Source organism: Pseudochrobactrum sp. Wa41.01b-1, from assembly GCF_019464455.1.
Classification (GTDB): domain Bacteria; phylum Pseudomonadota; class Alphaproteobacteria; order Rhizobiales; family Rhizobiaceae; genus Pseudochrobactrum; species Pseudochrobactrum saccharolyticum.
On sequence record NZ_CP080493.1, the window covers coordinates 501502 to 513747 of the forward strand.

The window sequence follows — 12246 nt, forward strand, 5'->3', positions numbered from 1 at the left end:
ATCAGAACCCTGCCCTTGCGGCAGGGTTTTTTATTATGCGCGGGCTTGTACGGGAAAATCGCGCCGTGTCATTCCAGGCGGTCAAGAAAATAGGCGAATTCTGTATTTTCGACATTTTGCGCCCCGTTTTCATGGAAAAACTGAATATGCGGCCCTTCATTATGATGTTTGTGCTGATGCTCCTGTGATGCCCAGTGCTCTATGAAAACAAAGCGGGACGGATCGGCACGATCAATGAACAGATCATAGCTGATATTCCCCTCTTCTTTGCGTGACTGATCGACGATCGCCTTAAGATCGCGCCGTAATATTCCTTCTTTACCCGCCTTGGCGCGCAGGCTGACAACAACGAAGAGATCGCCCATAAACATGCTCCTCTCATTTGAAATCCCTGCCTGTTCAATCCGGACAGAGCATTTCCAATGGTTAAGAATAAACCGGAAATGTTCTCTGCCCGCATTGAAAGCAAAGCTTACTCGGCTTTGTCATAGGAGAACTGGATGCCTGCGGTACCGCCGGTCTGGATGAACAGATCCATAAATTGCGGAACTGTTTCCTTGCGCTGCCAGTCGCGCTGCAATTCGCAGAACAGCTGAACCACACTGATCATCTTGCCGCCCGCCTGTTCAATGCGCCGCAATGCAGCTTCATGCGCCTGTACCGAAGTACCGCCCACAGCATCAGCCACAACATAGACTTCATAGCCTTCAGCAAGCGCATCAATCGCCGGAAATGTCAGACAGGCCTCAGTCCAGAGTGCTGTCATAATCAGTTTCTTGCGTCCGGCCTGCTCTACGGCTTTACGAAACTCGACATCCTCCCAGGAATTGATTGTGGTGCGGTCAATCGTCGGAATTCCTTCAAGGGCTTTGCGGACTTGCGGAATAGGAGGCTTATTGAGACCGGTTTTTACATTCACGGTTGAGTGAATAATCGGCAAATCATAAACGCGTGCAGCTCTGGATGCGCCAACGATATGATTGATAAGCAATTGCCTGTCCATGGAGGCAATGGAATTCACCTGCACAGGCTGATAATCAATAATGATAAAGGCTGAATTTTTAGGGCTGAGCAGCCGGTCTTTTACAGGATCACGAATGGGTTCGCTTGTCATTGCATAGTCTCCTCGAACACAGGGAAAACAATTCCACAACGTCCCGAACCGAGAGCATCAAAGCCTCAGCCGAAACGCAATTCTGATTTAATTTCAAGCAGATAAGATGATAGTTACTTGCGGGTGACGAAATTTACCGACCGTTGTTTTCTGAAAAAACAACAACGCGGTGAAATAGTAACATCGGTGCCTTTATTAGAAAAGATTTGAATACTGAAACGCAGCATTCTATATTTGCAACGATGCAGAACCTGAACGACTTGTTCTATTTTGTCCAAGTGGTCACGCACGGCGGCTATGCTGCTGCGGCACGGATAACGGGCGTGCAAAAATCGACCTTAAGCAGACACATCACCAATCTGGAAGAATTTCTGCAGGCAACGCTGATTTACCGGTCAAGCCGCCGTTTTGCACTCACTGAGGTCGGGGCTGAATATTACCGCCAATGTCTTGTTGTGATCGAAAATATTGAGGCCGCACAGCGTATCATCGACCGCAATTATGAAGAGCCAAACGGCACCATCCGCATTGTCTGCCCCGTCGGGCCGCTCAATTATAAAATCAGCGATTTGATTACAGAATTCATGCAGCACTTTCCCAAGATTGATGTGCATCTCAAATGCATGAACAGAAATGTTGATGTGATCGGCGAAGGATATGATCTCGTTATTCGCGAGGACAATAACGGATATCAGGAGAATAATGCGCTTGTGACCCGTGTGATTGGCGCAAATCCGCAATGTCTCGTCGCCGGCAAGGATTTATTCAGCGATGCGTCTCCGCCGGCAGAACCGAAAGATCTGGCAGGATTTCCGACCCTTGCTTTTGGCTTTCCCAAAATTGAACGTGCTGTCAGCGCCGGCCGTCCTCACTATGAATGGTCATTCCGTGATGAACGCGGTCGTGCGCAGCGCATCAGACATGTGCCGCGACTGATAACAGACAGCCATGAAACATTGCGCAATGCAGTGATACGCGGCCTGGGTATAGCACAATTACCGCTCTGGATTGTTAGCGGGGATATAAAAACAGGACAGCTGATACAGTTGCTTCCCGATTACCGGCTTAATGAGCCGGTAATTCATGCTGTATATCCCTCAACCAAAGCGCAGGCACCCAATGTCCGAGCTCTTGTCGGTTATCTGTTAGAGTCACTGAGCCTGAGCCGGTAATAAAAACCGTTTTATGGTTTCTTCAGGTTCTGTTCCTGCTGGCTATAAGCACGTTTGGCTTCAATCAGCAGGTCTTTCTTGGTGTCGCTTGCAAAATTCAATACCCGCTCAACCGTGCTATCACCGAGTTTCAGCACATCCACATCCAGATAATTGCCGGAACCTGCGGTTAGTTTGGCGATAATCATCTCGGGATTACCATCGCCTGTAATATCCGCGAAACTGACACGCGGCTCGCCCTTGTCACCAAAAACAGAGCCGTCGCGTGCAAAAATTCCGCCGCCAAGATAGTCAATCTGCCCGTCATCTTTATAGAGCGCAACCGTGTAACTGCCGATGGATGCAGGTTCCAGATCACCTTCTGAAATCACTGCAATCCGTTTATCCGGCAGTGGCATCATCACCGCATTTCTGGCGGATGCAGGCGCAACCAGCAGTGTTGAGACCAGGGCCGCGGTTAAAATCTGCTTTGAATATCGCATTGTTTTTCCTGACATCTTTGAAAAATCTTTAAGCAATTTCCCAAAGATGCCCGCACAATAAGACTTTCCTGTGATGCATCACTGCTTGAGTGCCGCCCTTTCCTCTTCCGCTGACAGCGGCGCACCGGCCTGAATGGACTGCAAATAAATATCGACAGTTTCCTGTGCTGAGGCAGGAATATAATTTTGCGTATCCTGTTGGGAAGCCAGAGCAAAACGCAATTTCCAATCCTCCTGCTCAAGACAAGACACAGCCACATAGCCGGACTGCCCCGCATTGTTCAGACGAAACTCACGGCAGAGATGATTTTCCCCGTCACGGAAACTGGCAATCACCTGCATAGAGGCATTCTGTTCAGCCAGATTGACAGTCTCGCCGGAAGCCACTTTATGCAATTGTACCTGCACCGCAGATGCTGTGAGCGAAGCAAGACCTGCACCTTCAGGTTGTGCATTTTGCAGGCCGCTCTGCCCCATGAAATAACCGCTGAAACCGGTAACTGCAGCCAGCAAAACAGCTGCAGCCGCTGCCGACCAGCTGGCTGCAAAAAGCGGTTTGCGCGGCTTTGCACGAAACGGAACAATGACATTCTCGCGCTCTGCATCCGCTGAAACTGGCTCTGCCACCTCAGCAGTTTTCTGCTGTTTTTCCTGTTCGTGGCGCGCAACCATGCCCTGCACAGCAGCCATTAATGCCTCCGGCACCGGCTCATCCAGCATCGGCCGCAAAGCGTCCTGTGCAGCCGCGCGGGTTTCCATAAACAGCGCCACGCGCGAGATCAGCGCATCGTCATGCTCCATAGCTGCTTCAATGCGCGCCGTTGTCTCTTCATCCAGCTCGCTATCGGCAAAGGCCATCAGCTCTTCATCGCTGAAATCTTTATGCGGTTGGGATTGTGTCATTGATTACCGCCTTTCACAGGGGATAAACGCATGGGATCCTTGTCTATTCCCGTTCGTTCAGCAAGATTTTTCCGCGCTCTCGCCAGTCTGCTCATCACAGTACCTATCGGTATCTCAAGCAGCTCCGCAGTCTCCTTGTAGGAAAGCTCTTCCACGCAGACCATAAGCAGCACCTCGCGCTGCTCGTCAGGCAAATGCCCGATTGCTTCCGACACATTTTGCAGGGTCATACGGGCAATAGCCGCATCTTCACCTGATGGTGTGCTGATATCTTCATGATTGGCAATATCATCGTTGATACCGGCAGTTTTCTGCCTGCGTAATGTATCAATCCAGATATTGCGCAGGATGCGGAACATCCATGCATCAAAGCGCGTGCCGGGCTGAAAACTGTGTTCTGCGGCCAGTGCTTTTTCACAGGCGGCCTGCACCAGATCGTCCGCTAACTCGCGGGAGCGGCACAAAGCGATAGCAAAACGGCGTAAATTCGGTAAAAAACCTATTAAACGCTGTGAAAAACTTAGTCCGTCATCTGTCATAAGAGGATTCTGTCCGAAAAATCGAATAAAACACCGAGCCATACGTTCTGCATTTGGGCAATCTTACGATAAAGCCCATCAACAGAAAACTGGAACAGATCAATGTTAAATTGTCTATACAGGCATACCGGCAGGCTTCTTCGCTCTGCCAGTCTTTTATTTGTTGCGACGGGTATTGTAACAACCGCTCCGTCGCTGATGCTTTCCGCTGAGTTCTCTGTCGTCAGTGCCGCTTATGCAGATGATGATGACGGCGATGATGGTGGCAGTGATGACGGGGGTAACAATGGGAGTGCTGGCAATAGCGGGCGCTCCGGCAGTGACGGCGGCAAACGCTTTCGCGGGCCGCAGACGCTGATGGACTATCTGGACAACCGCCGCAAAGCGCAGGCACCCAGAACCCGCAGCACGGCAAAGAAACGTCAGCAGGCGGCACCTGTTTACGAGCCCCGCAGGCTTGTGGCACTCGGTCTCAGCGATGAAAATATTGCACAATTGCAGCAACAGGGTTTCTCTGTGGCTGACAGAGTGGAAATGCGCCTGACAGGAGCACAGCTCACGCGCCTACAAATACCGGCAAAAATGTCATTGCAAACTGCACGCCAGCGCGTATCCGCGCTCGTGCCGGATGCGGTGGTTGATTTCAACCATTATTACCAGCCGGAACAGACAAGTGCTCCGGAAACAGAAGTGAAACCGGCGCGCGCAGCCTGCAACGGCACAGACTGCACGCTGATGCGTGATCTGATCGGCTGGAATGAGCCGAAAGCCGGTGCAGCAACCTGCACCACACTGCCAAAGATCGGTCTGATTGATACGGCAGTTAATCCGGATCATGAATCCCTCAAACAGGCGCGTCTGGAAATCATCCGCCTCAGTGATGATGAGCTGCCGCAATCAGGCACGCAGCATGGCACAGCCGTTGCCGCTCTGCTTGTCGGGGCTGAAAACAGCCGTGCACCGGGCTTACTTCCGCAGGCAGAGCTGATTGCAGTGGATGTGTTTCACGGCACCAAAGGCGATAATAACCGTGCCACTACCTATGACCTGATCCGCGCAATTGATCTTCTGGCGGAAAAACAGGTGCCGCTCATCAATATGAGCCTTTCAGGACCGGATAATTTATTGCTTCAAAAGGCCGTTGAGGCGGCGGCACAACGTAAAATTACACTGGTTGCAGCTGCGGGCAATGAAGGTCCTCATGCCAAACCGGTTTATCCTGCCGCCTATCAGAATGTGATTGCGGTCACGGCGGTTGACCGCAACGGCAATCCGTACAGACGTGCTGTGCGCGGCGAGCATATTGATCTGGCCGCACCGGGTGTCGGTGTCTGGACGGCAGCTTCCATATCCGGCGCACGGCAAAAGACCGGTACATCTTTTGCAGCACCATTTGTCACTGCCGCAGCTGCAAGGCTGAAAGCTGAAAATCCCGATCTGGATAACCGGCAAATTGCGGAAGAGCTGAGCCGTCAGGCCAAAGATATGGGAAAACCAGGTCATGATCCTGTCTTCGGCTGGGGGCTGATTAATGCGCAGTCTCTTTGTACTAGCTAGAGCGCCGTGCGCCCCATTGGCGCACAAAGGTCGCTCTAACACTATAAAATTATGCTCTGATAAAAATTAAGCCCTGAAACATCAGTTTCAGGGCTTATAATTAAGGCACTTGTTTTGTTCAGGCGGCCATACGATGGTTCATCAACATACCGATCATCACCATACGTACGGCATCTTCCGAGGCATGTGCCAATAGTTTAGGGGCGGCATCAATCGCATCTTCCAGTGAGCAGGGGCGGCTCAGGATAGATGCAAAAGCATCAATACCATGATCGAGATTGAGGCGTACACCCTTCCCGATTGTGCCCGCCAGCGCGATCACCGGAGTACCGCGTTTTTTGGCGCGTAAGGCCACTTCTGCAGGAACTTTGCCGAATGGTGTCTGCCCGTCCAGACTGCCTTCAGCAGTAATCACCAGATCAGCATCCGTCAGATACCGGTCAAGATCGAGATATTGCATAACGATCTCATAGCGCGGATGCAGCTTGCCGCAGAGCAGACCCAGCACCGCAGCACCCAAGCCGCCGGAAGCCCCTGCCCCTTGCGCAGAACCGACATCTATACCGGTCGCCAGACCGATGTGATGTGCATAATTCTCCATGGCGTGCGCCAGTATTTCCACTTGCTCCGGCGTAGCGCCTTTCTGCGGGCCAAAAACACGAGCCACGCCACGTTCTCCCAGCAACATATTATGCCAGTTCACAGCCGCATCAATCTGCACAGTTTCAAGACGCGGATCGCGATTGCTGATATCAATTGCGGCAAGTTTGCCAAGAGCAGCGCCACCGGCATCAAGCACGCGCCCTGCACTGTCGAGCAGTTTAATGCCGAGTGCCTGCGCCATACCTGCACCACCGTCATTAATACCGCTGTCACCACAGCCCAGCAGAATGCGCTCGGCACCGGCATCCAGTGCGGCTTTGACCAGTTCGCCGACACCATAGCTGGTAGTCAGGCACGGGTTGCGCTGGTCACGGGGTACGAGGCTCAACCCTGCGGCCGAAGCCATCTCCAGAACGGCCGTGCGCTTGGCGTCACCATTGGCACCGCGCGTGCCCAAAAATCCGAAATGTGCCTGAACCGGCTGGCCGACCGGCCCCGTCACCATGACTTCATGCAATGTACCTTGCGTGGCATTAATCAGCGCCTTGGTAAAACCTTCGCCGCCGTCTGCCATCGGCGCTTTAATAATATGAGCATCCGGCACAGCCCGTCGAATGCCTTTCTCAATCGCATCTGCAGCTTCATCCGCGGACAGGCTTTCTTTGAAACCTGATGGGGCAACCAGAACAGTGATAGACATTGTGACAGTTTCCTTTGCAAATTGTGACAATTGAATTGCAAGGGAAGAACGGGGGCTAACGCAGTTTATTCCGCAGAATTTTATTTATTTTCATAAAACATAAAAAAAGCCCCGATTTTCATCGGGGCTATGTAACTCTTTGAATTATTTCAGTCTCATTCCCTGCATCGGCCATATCAGCAAGGCGAATATCATCAGCAATCCAATGAATGGCACGATCAGCCAGAGTGCCAGCCTCAGCAAATCCCGCTGGCTGAAAGGCTGCGGATCGGCTGTGCCGAACAATGTGACAGGCTTTGCGGAAACCAGCAGTGTCTGGCAAAATCCGCTGGCCAGTGTAACCACCAGAATGAGCGGCGTGACTGCAATTCCGAGACCGGCCAGCGGCAGACAAAGCGCAGGTATAAGCACAATTGCTCGGGCGGTTCGGGAATTGATGACAATATGCGCCAAGGTCGCCGTGATTGCAGCAAAACCGATAATCAGCGCCGGATATCCAGCCAGTCCGGCACCAAAAGCACTCAGCATCCGCTGTGCGATCAGTTCCGCAGTACCGGTGGTAAGCAGCGCCTCGCCGATTACCAGAGTACCGGCTAAAAACAGCAGCAGGTTCCACTCCACCAGTTTCAGTGCTTTTTTAAAAGAAACCGGTGAGAGCTTTTCAGATGTCACCAGCAATGCGGCAATCAAGGCAATCAATGGCATATCAATGCCGTGTAATGCCGTAGTGGCAAACATCACCACTGTTGCGCCGATAATCAGCAACAGCATTTTCTGCTGACGTGTCAGTGCTGTTTCGTCCTGCTTGTCCGTCCATTGCGGCAGCGATTGCTTGCGTTCTTCAGCATTCAAAAACAAGCGCAGAATAAGCTCGCAGGCAATCAGACTGATAAGCAGTGAGAATGGCGCAGCAAAAGCAATCCAGCTGAGAAAATCCATTTCACGACCACCGGTTCGGCTGATGAAATCCGCAGCTACCAGATGTGCGCCTGCACCGGTGAGTGACGCACCGGCAGACAGCAAAATAATCGTAGGGAACAACAAGGCCAAAGCGCGGGTAAAACCGGCGCTGACTGCCGAACCGGCAATTGCCACATAGACAGGTAATAAAATCGCTGCACGCGCAGAAGTGGAAGGAATGATGAAAGCCGTCATGAAGACAAATAATGTCAGCAGATAAAATAGCGACCGGACGGATTTCAGCCTTGTCAGATTACGCAGCAGCAACTTCTCAATCAGACCCGAGGCCTGCAAGACAGCAGCAAGAATGAAGGCCGCCAGCATCAGCCAGATTATGTCTTTGCCAAGCGCCGCATAGACAGCCTCATTACTCACGGTTCCGGTGACGGCCAGTGCGATTGCCCCACTGAGCGCCACCGGCGTTTCCGGCAAATCCAATATCACCCAGCACACAAGCGTGACGACGAAAACCGCAACGGACACCCGCATTGGCATGGTCAGTCCGTCAATTGCTCCAAAAATCAAAATAGCGGAAAAACCAAGGATCAGTGCCGCAATGATTTGCTTCACTTGTTTCAGCGGCATTGCAGTCACTGGCACGACAGCTTTTGATGAATTGTCAGCCAGTTTAGCCGGTGTAAGTCTTGTAATATTATGAAGTGATTGTTCTGCCATAAGTCTGAGCCTTATATGTTTCTTGTCAGGGCTAACGGCTGAGGCATGAGATTATTCCGTTTTATTTCAAAATCGCATCGGTGCAGAATCATAAGCACCGTAAAAACACAGCAATAAGCGCGGTTTATCGGCTCCAACTATATCAAAGCCTGCCCGATCTCCACCCTTTGAGAAAAAGCAATCACTCATCTGCTCGCATAAATGCTGCACAATAAAAAAGATCCGACAGGGATAAGGCAGTGCGCTGTAAATCAATGATAGCAACCGCAAAGTTACGCACATAATCTGCAATCAATTCGGCCATACCCCATTGATACGAAAGATCGCTTGGGTTAGAACGGCTTTGCTTTATATCAAAAGCGACTGCGCACCCGTAGCTCAGCTGGATAGAGTGCTGCCCTCCGAAGGCAGAGGTCACAGGTTCGAATCCTGTCGGGTGCGCCATACCACTGGTTATTTCTCTTTATTTATCAATGAATTCAATGCTATTGCACCTTGTCTGGTACACAAATGAGTACACAGGAAGGTACACGTGGGACTTATTTTGAAATACGTACAAGAGCCAAATCAGGGGCGCGAGTCATACAGATACCGCCGTCGAGTCCAAGCTCCGCTAAAGCCTTATTTACAAAAAGGAGAACTAATTGCAGTTCTCGGAAATTCCCGCCAAGAGGCATTGAAAGCGTATCCGGCTATTCATGCAGCATTTGAGCGTGAAATTGAAATAGCTAAAAAGCAGCTATTACGTGATCAGCGCAGGTCGGGAGTTGATGGTGGCAGCACTAAACTCGAGCGATACAACGAACTGATTAACGAACTTAAAGGACTAGGCATTTCCGACCCTCATAGCGGAGCTTCCACAGAGTCTGAGGACGTAATGCGGTCAGTCTTGATCGACGGTATAGCGAATAAGTATCCTATTGATGAAGAAACCGGCTATCCAATGGTCAGCTCATCACGAGATACTTTTTTGATACGATCTCTTGCGAGTAAGGCACCACCACCACCGCCTGCCACGCTGGAAGATGCCAAGCGGCTTTATGTCGAGGAAAGGCTGAGTGGTACTGATTTTGAGTTTAGAAAGAAGCTCAGACGCGTTGAGCGGATTGTTGAGGCCGTTAACACTGCTTTAGACACTGTGCCGCCTTTAAATCAGTGGACACGTGACCACGCAAAGAAGGTGCGCGACTATTACATACACAAAAAAGGCTTGAAGCCTGCCTCGGTCAAACGGGAACTCAATACACTTAAGGGCGTTTTCTCATGCTATATTCAAGAAAAAGAAGCCCATTTCAATAATCCCTTTAAAGGCATTGAACTGCCAAAGAGTGTAGATGCCCCCGTGGAAGAGCGTGACCCTTTCCCGCCTGAAATTCTTTTGCAGGTACGACAGCGCATTTTAGATAAGTCCAATCAGGACATAAAACTGATATGGCGCTTGCTTGAAGGTACTGGTTGTCGTCTTGCTGAGATTACTGGATTGAGGGTCGTGGACGTGTTTCCTGATGATGAATTGCCGCATTTGAAAATTATAGTGCATACAGACAGACGTTTGAAGACAGCTTCATCTTCAAGAGAAGTGCCGCTTATTGGTGATGCCTTATCAGCCGCGAGAGAGGCGTTGGTTATTGCCGGTGATCGTGATGCTTTGTTTGAGCGATATATAAAACCGACAGGCTCGACCAGCGCCTCCGCAGCGATGATGAAGCATGTCCGGCTCGTTACAGACAATCCGCGCCTTGTTGTTCATTCACTTCGTCACAACATGTCTGACAGGCTTGCACTGGCTGAGGTACCGACCATTGATAAGAACTCAATACTCGGTCACTTAAATGCTGGCGTTGGCGAACAGCATTATGGCGGGAAATACGCCAAGCTAAGAATTCTTACGAAGGCGATGAATAAGGCCTTTAGTGAAAACAGGGAGAAGTCTTAGTCTCGTCCTTCAGTGGTACGAATGATTATTACTGTACGCAGCTGTCGGGGAGCTTCAACCACCCTCACAACCTTCAACTTCAACAGCAACGAAATTCGCGTAGTCACCATTGATGACCAGCCTTGGTTCGTGGCGACTGATACTTGTCGAGCATTAGAAATGCCGCTTGAAAAAGGCTCTGGAAAATATCTGTCTCGCTTAATGAGTGACGAGAAGCGTCCAGTTCCTCACGGAATTATCGGGGGCAAAGGAATGAAACAAGCCACGCTTTTTTCAGAGAGTGGTCTTTATAAGCTCATCTTACGTTCAACCAAGCCGGAAGCGCAAGACTTCCAGAACTGGGTAACTCGTGTTGTCCTCCCAGTTATCCGCAAAGATGGTGCTTACATCACGGGCGAAGAGAAGGTCGCGTCCTGTGAAATGGATGAGGACGAGTTCGTGCTAAGAGCCATGACGATCTTGCAGGGCAAGGTTGACGCCTCAAGCAGTACGGTTGATTGACCCTGCTATTAGGAAGATGTGCGCGATCTTGTCAGCATTATCACCCCGTCATCACGAAGCGCCAGAAATCACCGCAGCGAGTCACTGAGGAGTTTTGGGCAGTCGCAGGTGAATTTGATCGTCACGGTCAAGAAAGCCGTCAGCGAGTCACTCTGAGTGAAGTTGATTGCCCCCTTCCTTTGGATAAATACACAACTTAATCAGCCGTCACAGCATCATCCAATGCACCCGACTTTGAGGGAGGTGGTCGGCGTAGACATGAGGCAATCATGAAACTAGAAGCCATTAAAAATAAGCTCGACAAGGTGGAAGCCGGAACCACAATCGGTACTTTCGCGGTCGACCTTCAAGACATACGCACAGACCCGACAATGCAGGTCAGGGATAAACTGGACGATGGAAACAAGAAGCGCCTCAGGTCTGCATATAAAAGCGGGGCTGATGTTCCACCGATCACGGTTGCCTTCATTGAAGGGGAAGACCCCAGACCGGTTGTGATCGACGGTCACCACCGTATCAATGTCTTGGAGGCGCTGGTTGTGGAAGGTCAGCAGCAATTCAACACTGTCAATATCAAGGCCGTGAAGCTTAGTCGCAGTGAAGCCCGTTATCGGGCAGCAATGGCGAACAACACACACGGTCTGCAACTTAAGCCAAAAGAAACCCGCAGGTTGTTTGCGGCCTATGTCTTCGCTGGTCAGCATAAAGAAGGCCAAGACGGATTTAAATCATATCGGCAGATAGGCAAGGAATTGTCCAGAGATCACAAGACAATGGCAGCATGGATGCGAAAAGACTTTCCAAAGGAAGCGGCGAAGATGGAACAACCAGAAAAAACCAATGCAGGTGGCGTAGGTATGCCATGCATTCGCACCATGAGTGATACCAGTCGGAACTGATAAACTGTTCCGTGTACAGCCGGCTTACGCCCGCCGGCATCCGGCGAAAAAGTAACTGTCATCCTGATACCCCGCTTTTATCTCAAACATACTGCAATCACGTTGCAGAACAATCAGATATGGCTGGCAGAAGTGAAGCACAAGAGATATTTGCGCTCCACTTTGAGACCTCTTCAAGTCTCGACAAATACCTGACAAAAACCCA

At 50.7% G+C, this 12246-nt stretch carries 12 protein-coding genes and 1 tRNA gene; 6 read left to right on the forward strand and 7 right to left on the reverse strand.

Features of this window, described 5'->3' with window-relative positions; genetic code table 11:
* Window positions 1–68 precede the first annotated feature (68 nt).
* On the reverse strand, window positions 69–365 hold the full coding sequence (locus K1X45_RS02370; RefSeq protein ID WP_220159709.1) for a putative quinol monooxygenase: 297 nt from the start codon (window positions 363–365) through the stop codon (window positions 69–71).
* A 107-nt stretch (window positions 366–472) separates the two neighbouring features.
* Window positions 473–1114 carry a hydrolase gene (locus K1X45_RS02375; protein WP_116089418.1) on the reverse strand — a complete coding sequence of 214 codons (642 nt, stop codon included), beginning with the start codon at window positions 1112–1114 and terminating at the stop codon, window positions 473–475.
* Between the two features lie 242 nt (window positions 1115–1356).
* On the opposite strand from K1X45_RS02375, the gene K1X45_RS02380 reads away from it, so the two are divergent.
* Window positions 1357–2286, forward strand: a complete 930-nt coding sequence (locus tag K1X45_RS02380; protein ID WP_255561019.1) for a LysR substrate-binding domain-containing protein — start codon at window positions 1357–1359, stop codon at window positions 2284–2286.
* A gap of 11 nt (window positions 2287–2297) precedes the next feature.
* Here K1X45_RS02380 and K1X45_RS02385 read toward each other — a convergent pair whose 3' ends face one another.
* The 3 genes from K1X45_RS02385 to K1X45_RS02395 all read right to left on the reverse strand — a co-directional run bounded on the left by K1X45_RS02385 (window position 2298) and on the right by K1X45_RS02395 (window position 4210).
* A complete protein-coding gene (locus K1X45_RS02385) occupies window positions 2298–2768 on the reverse strand; it encodes a PliI family lysozyme inhibitor of I-type lysozyme (RefSeq protein WP_220159711.1) in 471 nt (156 codons plus the stop codon).
* Between the two features lie 78 nt (window positions 2769–2846).
* Window positions 2847–3671: an anti-sigma factor gene (locus K1X45_RS02390; RefSeq protein ID WP_220159712.1), complete on the reverse strand. Its 825-nt coding sequence runs from the start codon at window positions 3669–3671 to the stop codon at window positions 2847–2849.
* Window positions 3668–4210 (reverse strand): RNA polymerase sigma factor, encoded by a 543-nt coding sequence (locus K1X45_RS02395; protein ID WP_220159713.1) that lies wholly within the window; start codon window positions 4208–4210, stop codon window positions 3668–3670. The genes K1X45_RS02390 and K1X45_RS02395 overlap by 4 nt, the downstream gene beginning before the upstream one ends.
* A 102-nt stretch (window positions 4211–4312) precedes the next feature.
* Here K1X45_RS02395 and K1X45_RS02400 point away from each other — a divergent pair, with 102 nt between their 5' ends.
* Window positions 4313–5767: a S8 family serine peptidase gene (locus K1X45_RS02400; RefSeq protein WP_220159714.1), complete on the forward strand. Its 1455-nt coding sequence runs from the start codon at window positions 4313–4315 to the stop codon at window positions 5765–5767.
* 118 nt (window positions 5768–5885) lie between these two features.
* Here K1X45_RS02400 and K1X45_RS02405 read toward each other — a convergent pair whose 3' ends face one another.
* Window positions 5886–7070, reverse strand: a complete 1185-nt coding sequence (locus K1X45_RS02405; RefSeq protein ID WP_220159715.1) for a glycerate kinase — start codon at window positions 7068–7070, stop codon at window positions 5886–5888.
* A gap of 144 nt (window positions 7071–7214) precedes the next feature.
* On the reverse strand, window positions 7215–8705 hold the full coding sequence (locus K1X45_RS02410; protein ID WP_255560484.1) for an SLC13 family permease: 1491 nt from the start codon (window positions 8703–8705) through the stop codon (window positions 7215–7217).
* Between the two features lie 367 nt (window positions 8706–9072).
* On the opposite strand from K1X45_RS02410, the gene K1X45_RS02415 reads away from it, so the two are divergent.
* The 4 genes from K1X45_RS02415 to K1X45_RS02430 all read left to right on the forward strand — a co-directional run bounded on the left by K1X45_RS02415 (window position 9073) and on the right by K1X45_RS02430 (window position 12041).
* Window positions 9073–9149, forward strand: a tRNA-Arg gene (locus K1X45_RS02415).
* A gap of 88 nt (window positions 9150–9237) precedes the next feature.
* Window positions 9238–10641: a tyrosine recombinase XerC gene (gene xerC / locus K1X45_RS02420; protein ID WP_220159716.1), complete on the forward strand. Its 1404-nt coding sequence runs from the start codon at window positions 9238–9240 to the stop codon at window positions 10639–10641.
* Between the two features lie 21 nt (window positions 10642–10662).
* Entirely contained in the window at window positions 10663–11142 is a 480-nt protein-coding gene (locus tag K1X45_RS02425; protein ID WP_220159717.1) for a BRO family protein, read from the forward strand.
* A gap of 269 nt (window positions 11143–11411) precedes the next feature.
* Window positions 11412–12041: a hypothetical protein gene (locus K1X45_RS02430; protein ID WP_220159718.1), complete on the forward strand. Its 630-nt coding sequence runs from the start codon at window positions 11412–11414 to the stop codon at window positions 12039–12041.
* Window positions 12042–12246 lie beyond the last annotated feature (205 nt).